The 13,604-nt window shown below is 46.0% G+C and carries 15 protein-coding genes; 10 read left to right on the top strand and 5 right to left on the bottom strand.

What is annotated here, in order from left to right; genetic code table 11:
- Window positions 1-21 precede the first annotated feature (21 nt).
- From OCU49_RS09000 to dnaQ, 4 genes are all read left to right on the top strand, one after another.
- Window positions 22-1,161, top strand: a complete 1,140-nt coding sequence (locus tag OCU49_RS09000; RefSeq protein ID WP_261844643.1) for an HD domain-containing phosphohydrolase — start codon at window positions 22-24, stop codon at window positions 1,159-1,161.
- A gap of 139 nt (window positions 1,162-1,300) precedes the next feature.
- Entirely contained in the window at window positions 1,301-2,071 is a 771-nt protein-coding gene (locus tag OCU49_RS09005) for a class I SAM-dependent methyltransferase (protein ID WP_261844644.1), read from the top strand.
- 20 nt (window positions 2,072-2,091) lie between these two features.
- A complete protein-coding gene (rnhA, locus tag OCU49_RS09010; RefSeq protein WP_261844645.1) occupies window positions 2,092-2,538 on the top strand; it encodes a ribonuclease HI in 447 nt (148 codons plus the stop codon).
- A 36-nt stretch (window positions 2,539-2,574) separates the two neighbouring features.
- Window positions 2,575-3,291 (top strand): DNA polymerase III subunit epsilon, encoded by a 717-nt coding sequence (dnaQ, locus tag OCU49_RS09015; protein WP_261844646.1) that lies wholly within the window; start codon window positions 2,575-2,577, stop codon window positions 3,289-3,291.
- 60 nt (window positions 3,292-3,351) lie between these two features.
- Here dnaQ and nhaB read toward each other — a convergent pair whose 3' ends face one another.
- Entirely contained in the window at window positions 3,352-4,857 is a 1,506-nt protein-coding gene (gene nhaB / locus OCU49_RS09020) for a sodium/proton antiporter NhaB (RefSeq protein WP_261844647.1), read from the bottom strand.
- 362 nt (window positions 4,858-5,219) lie between these two features.
- On the opposite strand from nhaB, the gene nudC reads away from it, so the two are divergent.
- Window positions 5,220-5,999 (top strand): NAD(+) diphosphatase, encoded by a 780-nt coding sequence (gene nudC, locus OCU49_RS09025; protein WP_261844648.1) that lies wholly within the window; start codon window positions 5,220-5,222, stop codon window positions 5,997-5,999.
- Between the two features lie 50 nt (window positions 6,000-6,049).
- On the opposite strand, the gene OCU49_RS09030 is transcribed toward nudC, so the two are convergent.
- Entirely contained in the window at window positions 6,050-6,373 is a 324-nt protein-coding gene (locus OCU49_RS09030) for an SCP2 sterol-binding domain-containing protein (protein ID WP_261844649.1), read from the bottom strand.
- A 97-nt stretch (window positions 6,374-6,470) separates the two neighbouring features.
- Here OCU49_RS09030 and sohB point away from each other — a divergent pair, with 97 nt between their 5' ends.
- The 5 genes from sohB (at window position 6,471) to OCU49_RS09055 (ending at window position 11,064) form a co-directional block, all read left to right on the top strand.
- Window positions 6,471-7,538 carry a protease SohB gene (sohB, locus tag OCU49_RS09035; RefSeq protein ID WP_261844650.1) on the top strand — a complete coding sequence of 356 codons (1,068 nt, stop codon included), beginning with the start codon at window positions 6,471-6,473 and terminating at the stop codon, window positions 7,536-7,538.
- A gap of 115 nt (window positions 7,539-7,653) precedes the next feature.
- Window positions 7,654-8,313: a TetR/AcrR family transcriptional regulator gene (locus OCU49_RS09040; RefSeq protein ID WP_261844651.1), complete on the top strand. Its 660-nt coding sequence runs from the start codon at window positions 7,654-7,656 to the stop codon at window positions 8,311-8,313.
- Window position 8,314: 1 nt separating this feature from the next.
- Window positions 8,315-8,794 carry a L,D-transpeptidase gene (locus OCU49_RS09045; protein WP_261844652.1) on the top strand — a complete coding sequence of 160 codons (480 nt, stop codon included), beginning with the start codon at window positions 8,315-8,317 and terminating at the stop codon, window positions 8,792-8,794.
- 111 nt (window positions 8,795-8,905) lie between these two features.
- Window positions 8,906-9,922 carry a beta-N-acetylhexosaminidase gene (gene nagZ / locus OCU49_RS09050; protein ID WP_261844653.1) on the top strand — a complete coding sequence of 339 codons (1,017 nt, stop codon included), beginning with the start codon at window positions 8,906-8,908 and terminating at the stop codon, window positions 9,920-9,922.
- A 35-nt stretch (window positions 9,923-9,957) separates the two neighbouring features.
- Window positions 9,958-11,064 (top strand): mechanosensitive ion channel family protein, encoded by a 1,107-nt coding sequence (locus tag OCU49_RS09055; RefSeq protein ID WP_261844654.1) that lies wholly within the window; start codon window positions 9,958-9,960, stop codon window positions 11,062-11,064.
- Between the two features lie 60 nt (window positions 11,065-11,124).
- On the opposite strand, the gene yddG is transcribed toward OCU49_RS09055, so the two are convergent.
- From yddG to OCU49_RS09070, 3 genes are all read right to left on the bottom strand, one after another.
- The gene (yddG, locus tag OCU49_RS09060; protein WP_261844655.1) at window positions 11,125-12,009 is read right to left on the bottom strand and encodes an aromatic amino acid exporter YddG; all 885 of its coding nucleotides are present in this window, start codon (window positions 12,007-12,009) and stop codon (window positions 11,125-11,127) included.
- A 97-nt stretch (window positions 12,010-12,106) separates the two neighbouring features.
- Window positions 12,107-12,871, bottom strand: a complete 765-nt coding sequence (locus OCU49_RS09065; protein WP_261844656.1) for a helix-turn-helix domain-containing protein — start codon at window positions 12,869-12,871, stop codon at window positions 12,107-12,109.
- 62 nt (window positions 12,872-12,933) lie between these two features.
- Window positions 12,934-13,506, bottom strand: a complete 573-nt coding sequence (locus OCU49_RS09070; RefSeq protein ID WP_261844657.1) for a gamma-glutamylcyclotransferase family protein — start codon at window positions 13,504-13,506, stop codon at window positions 12,934-12,936.
- Window positions 13,507-13,604 lie beyond the last annotated feature (98 nt).

A 13,604-nucleotide genomic window follows, 5' to 3' on the forward strand; every position in this document is an offset into this window, starting at 1 on the left:
TTACTGAATCATGGAGTGTTTATGAAATATGCCGTGTTGTTTGTCGATGATGAAGTCAATGTGTTGAATGCTTACAAGCGTAATTTACGGAAATATTTTGATATTCATACTGCGCTGAGTGGTAAAGATGCTTTAGAGGTGCTGGCTAAGCATAAAGAAATTGCTGTAATCGTGACGGATATGCAAATGCCGTCAATGAATGGCGTTGAGTTTTTGCAGCAGGCCAGAGGGGCATCAAAAAACAGTGTCAGGCTGATGCTGACCGGTAATGCAGATCAGAAAACTGCGATTGATGCGATTAATCAGGGCGATATTTTCCGTTTTATTAATAAGCCTTGCTCGCCGGCAGAAATGCTGCAAATACTTAAGCTTTCGATTAAACAGTATCAATTGATAGTTGCCGAACAGGAGATGCTCCGTACGACTTTGAAAAAGAGCATCGAAGCTTTGATCGAAACTCTCTCTCTGGCGTGCCCTGAATCTTTTGGCTCGGTCAGCCGGGTTAAGCGTTATGTGATTGATTGCGTTAAAGCAATGGGCAGTCATAGTCTCTGGATGTATGAGGCAATGGCAATGTTGGCGCAGCTAGGTTATATCACTTTACCTAAAACGATTATTGATAAACTGATGATGGGTCAGCCGCTGGATGAAGATCAGCAACTTGAGTTTTATAAACACAGTGAAGTAGGTTTTAAACTGGTAAGTAAAATTCCAAGGCTAGAGGATGTTGCGCAGGCAATTCGTTATCAAAATAAGGGCTATGATGGCAGTGGTTTTCCGGAAGATAATCTGTGTGGTAATGACTTGCCGGTAGGTGCACGTATTTTGAAAATTGCACTGGATTATGAGCGTTTTGAAAAGCTTGGAGGTTCTGCTGAATCTGCTTTGGCGCATATTCACGAGAATCAGGAACGCTATGACCCCCGTATCTTTAAATTCTTTGTTCAGTCTTTGGGTGAAGCGCGGCAATTGACGTTAGAGCATGTTGGCCTGATGGGGCTGACACCCGGAATGGTGTTTGCTGAAGATGTTATGACGGATCAGGAGTTGTTGCTGGTAAGTAAAGGTCAGGAAGTTACTGAGTGTGTTATTGATCGTTTCTATAACTTTAGCCGGCATCATAAGTTACCTGAACAATTCGGCGTCTACGTCAGTCATTGATCAGTTCAGCTGTTATACCGAGAGTCATGTTCTGTGTTAACAGAAATGCTTGGATTCTTTAGCCTTTGTGGCTGCATCCCTGCGGGAGTCTTTGTATACTGCAGGGAGTTATTCTGTCGAGCGGAACCTTCCTGTTATTATGCTGCTGAAACAACAACCTCCACTGGAACAATGCCTGCCAGCTTTGCGGGAATGGTTTGATTCGGATCTGGGTAAGCAGTTACTGGATGCGGAACAGGCATTACTTGATCGTTTGTTACCGACTCTGTTTGGATACCACCTGGTACAAATCAGTGTTGATAGTCGGCTCGATTTGGGCCGTGAAAGCCCGATTAAGCATCGGGTACGAGTCAGTCCTGTGATTGAATTAGGCATGAGCACGCATGCACTGATTGCCACAAATGAAGAATTACCACTTGAACATAACAGTTGTGATGTAGTGGTATTACATCATGCGCTGGACTTTGCTCAAAGTCCGCATCAGGTATTGCGTGAAGCTGCCCGTATCCTGCGTCCGGGCGGACATTTAATTCTGTTAGGTTTTAACCCCATCAGTTCCTGGGGACTATACCGAGCGCTAAGATGGCACAAGAATGAGTTGCCATGGAGTGGTCATTTCATTAGTCAGCATCGTTTACGTGATTGGTTAGCGTTGTTGGAATTGTCAGAAGTACGCGCGTTATCCGGGTATTTTGCATTGCCGTTTCAACGGGCAAAATGGCGTGAAAACAGTTTCTTTTGTGAACGTATATTACGACGTTACGGTAAGCGTAACGGCGCATTTTCTATTCAGGTTGCACGTAAAGATGTTGCTGGAATTACAGCAATAAAGCCCCGGTGGCAGCGGCGACGATTAATTAATTTACCAATTGCTGAACCTACGGCACGGGCAAATAAAATTGGTCGATAATTATTTATTAAGAGGTGAGTGTGCAGAAAACTGTACAGATTTATACCGATGGTGCCTGTAAAGGGAACCCTGGTATTGGTGGTTGGGGAGCTGTGCTGCGCTACGGCGAAAATGAAAAGCAGTTATGTGGCGGTGAGCGTAATACCACGAATAACCGGATGGAGCTGATGGCAGCAATTGCGGCGCTTGAGGCGCTGAAGCAGCCTTGTGAGATAATCCTTACGACTGATTCACAGTATGTGAGAAAGGGTATTACCGAGTGGTTGAAGGGCTGGAAACGCAATGGTTGGAAAACTGCCTCGAAACAGCCTGTCAAAAATGCTGATTTATGGCAGCGGCTAGATGCCCTTAATGCCAGTCATAAGATTGACTGGCGTTGGGTAAAAGGCCATAGCGGACATCCGGGCAATGAACTGGCGGATGAGTTAGCCAATAAAGGTGTTGAGCAGGCGCGCGCGGCTTCCTGATCTTAACTGAACTGATAAAGAAAGTGAGATAGCTCAATGCGGCAGATAGTACTGGATACCGAAACAACAGGTATAGATCCTAAAGAGGGTCACCGGATCATTGAAATTGGTTGTGTTGAAATGGTGGGCCGTCGTTTGACCGGCAGGACCTACCATCAATATATAAATCCGGACCGAGTCGTGGAAGATGAAGCGATTGGTGTTCACGGTATAACCAATGAGTTTTTGGCAGATAAGCCTCGCTTTGCTGAAATCCAACAAGAGTTTCTGGATTTTATTCGTGGTGGTGAGCTGGTTATTCATAATGCGCCGTTTGATGTTGGCTTCATGGATCACGAGTTCAGACTGAATAATCACCCTGAGCGGGTAAATGATTTCTGTGGTGTGGTTGATACGCTTGCACTGGCGCGTAAGAAGCATCCGGGACAAAAAAATAACCTTGATGCGCTATGTCGTCGCTATGGTATTGATAATTCACATCGTGAGCTGCATGGCGCTTTGCTTGACTCCGAGATACTGGCAGATGTTTATCTTCTTCTGACTGGCGGGCAGAAAGCGCTGTTGTTAGGAGGGGATGGTGATTCTGGTGAAGGTGGTAGTAAAGTTAAGCGTTTAGATCCAAATGAATTTCAGCTGACTGTATTAAGTGCCAGCAATGATGAGCTCGCAGAGCACCAGGCTTTTCTTGACAAGCTTGAGTCTAAAGGTGGTTGCATTTGGAAAGATGTCGAGCAGGGTGAAGCAGCTTCCTGAACGAATTTCAGGCAATAAAAAAGCAGGCATTAAGCCTGCTTTTTTGTGCCTGTTTCATCATTAGATGAAAGCAGTCACGCTAAGGTAGCCAACAATACTCATGACAATGGTGTATGGCAGAGCCATCCAAACCATTTTACCGTATGACAATCTGATTAATGGTGCCAATGCAGAAGTCAGCAGGAACAGGAAGGCAGCCTGGCCGTTAGGTGTTGCAACGCTTGGTATATTCGTACCGGTATTGATTGCAATGGCCAGCTTGTCGAAGTGCTCACGGGTAATTGTGCCAGCATCCAGTGCTGCAGCTACTTCGTTAATATAAACAGTTGCTACAAAAACGTTATCACTGATAGCAGAGAGTACACCGTTAGCAATGAAGAACAGGCCCGGTTGAATCGCTTCATCCATTGCCAGAACCGCAGTGATAATCGGCGTAAACAGGTGCTGCTCATGAATCACTGAAACAATGGCAAAGAATACAACCAGCAGTGCGGTGAAAGGTAATGCTTCTTCAAATGCTTTACCAATCTGATGTTCTTCAACAACGCCATTGAAAGCCGTCAGCAGAATGATGATAGCCAGGCCGATAAGACCTACAGCAGCAATGTGTAATGCCAGAGCAAGTACCAGGAATAGTGCTACACAAGCCTGAACAACCAATACCATTTTGTCACGTTTAGTTTGCTTACGGTCTTGTTCAATCGCATATTCTTCCAGAATGTGTCGAACAGCTTCTGGTAACTGTGCGCCGTAATCAAACCATTTAACTTTTTCAAGAAGAACACAAGTAATCAAGCCAGCTACCAGTACAGGCATTGTTACTGGCGTCATCAGAACGAAGAATTCAATAAAATTCCATCCCGCTTTTTCAGCAATCAGAAGGTTCTGAGGCTCACCAACCAGCGTACAAACGCCGCCCAGAGCAGTACCTACAGCACCGTGCATCAGCAGACTGCGCAAGAAAGCACGGAACTGAGCCAGTACTTCATGCTTGTCCATGTGAACTTCTTCGTCGTTCGCATGGTCGTGATCTTCCAGATGGAAGCTCTTGCCGGAGGCAACTTTATGGTAAACCGCGTAGAAGCCGACACCGACACTGATCAGTACAGCAGTTACTGTCAGGGCATCCAGGAATGCAGACAGCACAGCTGCGAAGAAAGAGAACAACAGGGATAGAAATGTCTTGGAGCGCACTTTCAGCAGTATTTTGGTGAAGGCCCATAACAGCATGTCCTTCATGAAATAAATACCGGCAACCATGAACATTAGCAGTAAGATAACCTGCAGGTTAGCTTCTACTTCATGGTAAACGCTTTCAGGGCTTGCCAGGCCTATGATTATGGCTTCCATTGCCAATAAGCCACCGGGCTGTAATGGATAGCATTTAAGTGCCAAAGCCAGTGTGAAGATAAATTCGAAGATCAGTATCCAGCCAGTAATAGCCGGACCGACGGTCACAAACAGAATAGGGTTAATAATTAAGAAAAGAACGATCGCTTGTTTATACCAAATTGGTGAATTACCAAGGAAGTTCTTAGTGAGAGCCTGCATTGTTGTCATTGACATATCATCCTGTGCCGATAAGTGGCTGTAAGTGATACAGTTTATTATTCGATGATCGTAGGGTATCAGGTGTTTTTATAAAGCAAAAGTCTAACAGCACCAAGAAATGGACTGAATCCGACCTTAGAGGGGCTTAAGGTATACCACATCCGAGCCCTTTGCTTTCCTATTTGGAAATGTGTCACTGCCAGATGTTGGTGCTTCCTGTTCAGAAATTACATAAAACTGCACTTGTCATTCAAAAGCATTTCTCACCTAAGCATTGTTAATAAAGCAGTGCTGTTGGTGGGCGGATTAGACATCGTATGCCGTTTCCGTTTTATTATATGGTTTAACATTTTGTTTCTTTTCAGGGATTAGTCAAGATGCAGACTACCGAATATGTGTATGTTCTGAATAATATTGTGCTGACAGATGCCGGTGGCAGGTGGTTGTTTACAGAGCAAAGTATAGAGCAGAGCAATATTCAGGCTTGCTATGAGTTAAGTCTGGAGCCTGAATGCTCAGTGCAAATGCTGGTGTTGAATGTCTTAAGTAATGAGTTGACACAGGATGTGCTGACTCTGCGGCAATTATTAGCTGGGGCTGATAACAGAGTCTTTCAGATATTGGCCAGAGCTTCTCAAGTGGCTACCTGGCAGCATGATCACCGTTATTGTCCCCGCTGTGGATCGTCATTGCTACATCACGAAAAAGATCTTGCTAAGCAGTGTGTTAGCTGCAACTTGTTACAGTATCCACGTTTATCTCCATGCGTCATTATGCTGGTGAGTGATGGTGATTATTGCTTATTAGGTCATGGCCATAATTTTATCCCGGGCGTATACAGTACGCTGGCCGGTTTTATTGAAGTAGGCGAGACCGCTGAGGCTGCAGTTGCGAGAGAAGTGCGCGAAGAGACCGGGGTGAACGTTAAGAATGTCCGGTATTTTTCAAGCCAGCCCTGGCCATTTCCTCATTCTCTTATGTTGGGCTTCACTGCTGAGTATGCAGGGGGGGAGATTAACTTGCAGGAGGAAGAACTGGCAGATGCGCAATGGTTTCATGTTGATAACCTGCCTGACCTGCCAACGTCTTTTTCTATATCACGCTTTTTGATTAATGACTTTATTCGCTCAAGAGGCAGGGTTCCGCCGGCTGAATAATGTAGCCCGTCAATATCCTGTCTATACTGACTCTGTGTGTTTGTATTAAATCAGCGTTTAAAAAGCTTGCTGAGTTTAGTGGCAAGCATGATGTTACCTTCGGCGCGTAAGCTGCCTTTTAGGTAAGCGCTCATGCCGTCAGTTTCACCATTGACGATGCGAATAAATGTTTCGCTGTCAGTGATGAGAGTGATATCCGGGTCATCATGTTCGCCGCGCACTGCGTGACATTGCTGGTTGGCTATATCCAGATAAAAGTCTTCAGCGTCATCAAGTATGAACTGATAGCAAGTGTTAACGCCTACGGCATTTTCCGGGCAAAAACGGCTGGCGAATTTATCAATAACCTGGCTGACGCTGATAGTATCGGACATCGGAAAGCTTCACTGTAATTATAATCGAATAGCAGAAAGGGCTATGGTACATTAGCGGCGCTTATTTTTCTTTGTTTCGATGCTGCGGGAGATGACGGTGGTCGATTTTTTTGCCAATTACGGTTTGTTTTTAGCTAAGTCAGTGACGGTTGTTGCTGCAATTATTATTGTGATTGCCGGTATAGCGGCTTTAAGTAGTCGTAATAAGAGCAGTGGTGAAGGGGTGCTGAATATAGACAGCCTGAATGACACCCTCGAAGATATGGAAGATGCGTTAAAAGAAGCTGTCCTGGACAGTGATCTTTATAAAGCGCAGTTAAAGGCAGAAAAGAAGAAATTGAAGCGGGAAGCAAAAGCCCGCAAGAAAGCATTTAAAAATGCCGAACAACCGGAAGAGGAAGATCGCCGTCGGGTGTTCGTGATTGATTTTGATGGTGACATCAAAGCATCTGAGCTGGAGCCAATGCGCGAAGAAATTACCGCTATCCTGACGTTGGCAACAGAAAAAGATGAAGTGGTTGTTCGTTTGGAAAGTCCGGGCGGCATGGTGCATACCTATGGTCTGGCCGCGTCGCAGCTTGAGCGTATTAAACGTAAGGGCGTCCCGTTGACGGTATGCGTGGATAAAGTAGCGGCCAGCGGCGGTTATATGATGGCTTGTCTGGCAGATAAAATTATTGCAGCTCCTTTTGCCATTTTGGGCTCTATAGGTGTAGTTGCACAGATACCGAACTTCCACCGCTTACTGAAAAAGTTCGATGTCGATTACGAAATACTGACGGCAGGTGAGTACAAGCGCACGATGACTGTGCTGGGTGAAAACACTGAGAAGGGTCGTGAGAAGTTTGTTGAAGATCTGGAAGATACTCACACTTTGTTTAAAGAATTTGTCGGTGAGTTCCGTCCACAGGTGGATCTGGACAAGGTCGCAACGGGTGAGGTTTGGTTTGGACGTCGTTCACTGGATGTCAATTTAGTAGATGAGTTGCAAACCAGTGATGAATACCTGATTGCTGCTTGTCAGGATGCAGATGTGTTTACAGTACGCTATGAATATAAGAAGAACCTGCAGGAACGTTTGTCAGATATGTCGATTAAAACAGCAGATTCTTTATTAGTACGGTGGCTGGGCAGGCTTACCAATGTTAGGCTTTTAGCTAAGTAACCATTTTGGTTAAGAAAAACAGGGAATAGTCGCAACGGGATTATACATTTGTCCCGTTTGTTTGAAACAATGCAAAGGAACTGTAACAGGAAACGATTAGTCATAGGGGTTGTTGATGCGCCAATCTGCAACAGCACGAAAAATTTTAGTAGCAGCAGAAGCTTTATTCGCTGAGCAGGGTTTTACCGAAACAACCATGCGTCAGATAACTAGTGCGGCAAATGTGAATCTTGCAGCTGTCAATTACCACTTCGGATCCAAGAAAGGCCTGATCACTGCCGTTGCGGATAAGTATCTTACTCCACTGGCTGCCAGCCTCAGTGAGAATATTGAGCAGCAGTTGGCAGATAATCCCGATAACACCATTATGTTGGAAGACTTGCTGGAAATGCTGATGCGTACATTGCTGAAGCTGGGTAAGTCGCAGCAATATGCGCTGCCAGTATTCATGCGTTTACTTGAGCTTCTTTATATGAAGAATCAGGAAGAGTTACGTGATGATGTGGTTAATCGTTACGGACAGCATTTTGTTGCTTTTATTAATTTGTTAAAACGTGACGCGGCCATTATGGATGACAGTGAGTTTTTCTGGCGGCTTCACTTCCTGTTAGGTTCGGTTGTATTTACCTTATCTAACTTTCAAACTCTGGTGGCTATTGAGATGCGCGAGTATGAGCGTTCAGCTGAGATCGAGAAAACCTTGCATAGGATGATTCCGGTGCTGGTTGCCGGTTTCAGTGCAAGAGCTGACAACGCACCTTTTACACGTATCTGATATGCGGTTAAGTATTTCTGTCGCTATGCAAACCATGAGTTTGTATAGCGATACTGATCAGCTATTGGCTGAGTATCCGGTTTCCACGGCTCTTAATGGAACGGGTAGCGCAAAAAATAGCGGAAAAACCCCGCTGGGTGCTCATTATATACGGGCAAAGGTGGGAGTTGGTTTACCTTCCAATGCAGTGTTTGTCGGTAGGCGTTTTACGACTGAGTTGTATACGCCAGAGTTAGCTGTGGCGCATCCGGGACGGGACTGGATACTTGGCCGGATTTTATGGCTAAGCGGGCTGGAGCCTGGGGAAAACCGACTCGGCAACGTCGATACAATGCAGCGCTATATTTATATCCACGGCACACCTGATATTGAGCCAATGGGCATTCCTTTGTCACACGGCTGTATCCGGATGCGCTGCTCTGATGTGACAGAGCTCTTCGCTAAGGTGCCGGTCGGCACGTCTGTAAATATCCTTGAATAACAGCTGTGAAGCCGTTCTGGCTTTGCTAATATCCTGTTTTGAATCTGTTTATATGCTGGTTTTGGCTCTGTGCGTCAGACTGGTGTGGCTGAGTTGATAAGAGAGAAATATATGTCTGGTTGTTTAATGCTTGATGTGGAAGGCCTGAGTCTGACCGATGAAGATCGTCAGTTGCTTAAAGATCCTCAGGTGGGCGGCCTGATTCTATTTGCCCGTAATTTTGCATCATGTGAACAGCTGGATGCGCTGGTAAAAGATATTCGTAGCTGTAACCCTAAGATGCTGATTGCAGTTGATCAGGAAGGTGGTCGGGTGCAGCGTTTCAGGGATGGATTTGTACGTATTCCGCCTATGGGTAAGTTAGGTGAGGTGTATACCACGGAGCCTGAGCGTGCCTGTGAGATGGCGCAGCAGCTTGGCTGGTTGATGGCTAGTGAGTTGCTTGCTTATGGTGTGGATATTAGTTTTGCGCCAGTGCTGGATCTGGATTTTGGCCGCAGTGAGGTTATTGGTGACCGGGCTTTTGCTGAGTCGAAGCAGGATGTAATTGCTTTGGGTACAGCATTTATTTCAGGTATGCATGCGGCCGGTATGGCGACCACGGGTAAGCATTATCCGGGTCATGGCTGGGTAGCGGCTGATTCTCACCATGAGATTCCCTGTGATGAGCGTGTAATGGGAGAGATAGATGCGCAGGATATGGATGTGTTCAGAGAGCTGATTAAGAGTGGTCTTGATGCGGTAATGCCAGCGCATGTGATTTATTCACAGATTGATCAGCATCCGGCAGGTTTCTCTGAGCACTGGTTGCAGCAAGTGTTGCGCAGTGAGCTGAGCTTTGATGGTGTGATTTTTAGTGATGACCTGACTATGGAAGGTGCAAGTGTTGCAGGTGATTACCGGCAGCGTGCTGAGCGTGCATTGACTGCTGGTTGTGACATGTTGCTGGTCTGTAATGATCGTTCGGCGGCATTGCAGGTGCGGGATTATCTGAACGAAATTCAACATCAGGGATCAGAGCGTATCACTAGAATGCTAGCTCGCCAGCAGCCGAAGTTAGATGTCCTGCGTGCTGATGATCGCTGGCAGGCTGCTGCAGATGTGGCGGCTAAGCTGATCAACTCTTAAAAGCAGATTAAGCGTTACAGATGTTGGAGGCTAAAATGATTGCTTTTGAGCAATGGTGGCAAGATCTGATTACTGGCCATGTCGATAATAACTGGGTTGTACTGGTTTTTAGTATTGTTTTTTTAACAATGCTGGCGAACTTTATTTCTAATCGTTTTTTTAATCGATTAGCAGAGCAGCTCACGAAAACCCGGAACATTTGGGATGACCTTCTTCTGTTGGCTGCGCGTAAACCGGTCGCCCTGATTATATGGGTGATTGGCGGTAGTTGGGTGTTTACTGTCATAGACTCCCGCACAGGGTCTAGTTTCATGAGCGCTATCGATCCTGTCCGGCGAGTATTGGTCATTGTTGCGATTGCCTGGTTTATGACACGGTTTATTCGTCGTGCTGAGATAGTTCTGGTGAGTCCGGATAAAACTCGTAAGCCTATGGATCAGACGACTGTTGGAGCGATGGGGAAGCTGCTGCGAGCATCTATTTTTATAACTTCCTTGTTGGTTGTGTTACAGAGTTTTGGTTACAGTATTTCAGGTGTCCTGGCCTTCGGTGGTATTGGTGGTTTAGCAATCGGCTTTGCTGCTAAGGACATGCTAGCCAATTTTTTTGGTGGGTTGATGGTCTATCTGGACGGCCCTTTTAAGGTTGGTGATTGGATTCGTTCTCCAGACCAGGATATTGAAGGGACGGTTGAAGATATTGGCTGGCGTCAGACACGTATTCGTACATTTGATTTACGTCCGTTGTATGTGCCTAACGCAACCTTTAGTAGTATCTCTGTTGAGAATCCATCCCGTATGACGAATCGACGGATTTATGAAACGATCGGTTTACGTTATGACGATGCGTTCAGAATTAAATCTGTAGTAGCGGATGTAAAATCAATGCTTCTGCAGCATCCGGATATAGATACCAATAAAACACTCATGGTGAACCTGAATAGTTTTGGTGAGTCCTCGCTGGAGTTCTTTATTTATACTTTTACATTGACGACAGACTGGGCTGAGTTTCATGAAGTTAAGCAGGATGTAATGAGTAAAATTATTGATATTGTGCAATCGCATGGGGCCGACTTTGCTTTCCCTACTCGAACGCTACATTTATCAGAAGCAATAAATATAGCTGAGGCAAACCATTCTTAATTGCCATAACTTTACTCAAATTGGTCAATTTGTTTTAAGTGTTAATTAAAAATAGGTAGTTTATTCGGTCGAGTGTGCGCTCTTTTTTTGACTGATGCCTGCAATCAGAGAGCCGCTCACGATTGTCAGGCTGGCTGCTGCTAATGTCCAGCTGGCGTCCGCCAATCCTGTTGCTACCAATAACAGTGTCGATATCAGTGGTGCTGCATAGGCTAATACGCCCAATAGTTGTAAGTTGCCGCGCTTGATGCCGTAATCCCAGGTAAAAAAAGCAATGCCCACCGGGCCTGTTCCCAGGCCGATAATACCTGCCCACTGAGTTGCCTGTTCAGGCCATGCGGTTGTTTCCCAGCTAAGGTGGCATATTAAAGCCAATAAGGATGTGCCTGCGCAAAACCAGGCGACTGTGTCGGTTGATACTTTACTGATGAGTCTGCTTAGTACGGAGTATCCAGACCAGATTACCGCGCAGCATAAAGCAAGCAGATAACCATTGAGATAGCTGCTGTCAAAATTGCTGTCTGGCTTGCTGATGAGTAGCCAGCAACCGAATAGTGCCAGCAGGGCACCGCTGATATGTTTCAGTGTCAGTGTCTCCCCTGGTAGCAGGCTGGCGAGTAATACGATCAGTAATGGCCAGAGATAGGCGAGTAAGCTGACTTCCACGGCAGGTGCTAGTTGCATGGCGCTGAAAAAGCAAAAGTGATAACCAAAGTAGCCGCCGATGCCAAGAAGCCAGACTCGCTTTGGTTGCTTCAAATGGCGTAGCCCAAGATGGCCCTGAATTATAAAGCGGCTAAGCATCAGTAAAAACGCAATTCCGAAACTCATGGCCATTAGCTGAAAGGGGGGTATCAGGCCGTCAGTAAGGCTGGTAAAAAACGCGAGGGTACCCCAGAGCAAGATTGCGCTGAAACCGATAACGGTGGCTTTCTTTTGTGTCATATTCTTTGTCTGATAAAGCTGTTGAGTGTCGCCAGTTTAACTTTGGTAACAGGGTTGCACTTTGCCAGAGTGGTGGAAGATTTTGCCGGAACGGAGTTTATTTAGTGTGTTGACGGAAATGGCGGGGAGATTGACCGAAATGTTTACGGAAGCGATCACTGAATGCTGCCAGGTTTTGATAGCCGACCTTGTCTGCAATGATTTGTACTGGCTGATCGGTGTTGTGAAGCAGGAACCAGGCGGTTTGCATACGTTTTTCTAATAAGTACTGCTGAGGTGTCATGCCTGTTTGGGACTTGAATAGCTGGCCCAGTTGGCGGGGGCTCAGGTTGGCAATCAGTGCTAGTTGATTGGCGCTCAGGCGTTCTGCGTAGTGACTGTCAATATATTGCTTAGCGGTATCAATGCGTGTGTCAGCAGGTGTACTCCGGGTGTTAAAGCGCTCGTTAAGAAGTTGTATTAACAATAGCAGCATTTGCTGTTGGCTTGTGTGCTGCTTAGCGGTTATCTGGCTGTGCAGAAACTGCACGTAGTGCGACAGGCTGGCATCAAGTTCAATAAAGGCGGGTAGCTGTTCAAGTTGTCTGGCAAGTTGTTGAGGTATATCTGCAACCAGAAAGCGATTACTGCCTTCTGCAGAAAACTCGTGCACAGCACCCGCAGCAATAATTGCGCCCTGATAAGTATCAACCTGGCCGCCAGTGTTATCTATTTGCATGTCCAGATGGCCGGAAACAGGCAGTACCAGCTGGTGATAATCGTGGCTATGTGACTTAGTGTCTGAGGCGTAGCTGCGAAGGTTTATCTGTAATCCGGTAAGTGCTGAAGTAGCTAAAGCCGTCGCTTGGTGTGATTTACTCATAGGGGCGTTATACCTCAACGCCCCGTTGACAGGCAAATGCTGGAAGCTGTTTAGGTGATAATTTAAAGGCTCTCTTCAATACTTTCTTCAGATCCGTCCGGGGAAATAGTGTGCATGTCTGGTGTTAAATTATTTCGGGATTGAGCTTTGCGTTGTTGGTCTTCTGTAACAAGTTGTTGCCAGATGGCGTCAGCTTCATCAATGCTCATGGTGCCATACAGTGCCATGTAGCGCTGACACATAATGATAAAGGTGGGTTTTTCATCGCGTTGCCAGCAAGTGAGGTTCCATTCAGGGGTATTTACTTCCAGAGGCTCAGAGCGGTTAAAGGTTGCAGTGATTAAAGAGCCGTCTGCCAGTTCTACTTCCAGTTCGCCAAATCCATATTCGTCGCCTTCATAGAAATTAATACGATCGAAATCGGTTTGGCTCATACCGTATATCACTTCACCCCGGGCAAAGTTTCCAGGGCTGGGCTTAAGGAGTGGAAAGCTTTCGTTTGGGTAGGTGTGGGTGGCGAAGTCTGCCAGGCGGGCCGGGCATACCATATCAGGATCTACTGTGCGGCCAAGTACAGCGCTAAGGATGTCTTTGTCCAGCAAGCTGCCGTAAATGAAGAGAGGGTGTTGCTGCATATAAATACCTGCCTGCAAATGCTTCATTGAAGCTGATATGGATTAGCCGATAAATTGTACGTGAGGATGTGTGTAGCTGGTAGCCTGATGTCGCGAAT

It is taken from the genome of Aliamphritea ceti, from assembly GCF_024347215.1.
GTDB lineage: Bacteria > Pseudomonadota > Gammaproteobacteria > Pseudomonadales > Balneatricaceae > Amphritea > Amphritea ceti.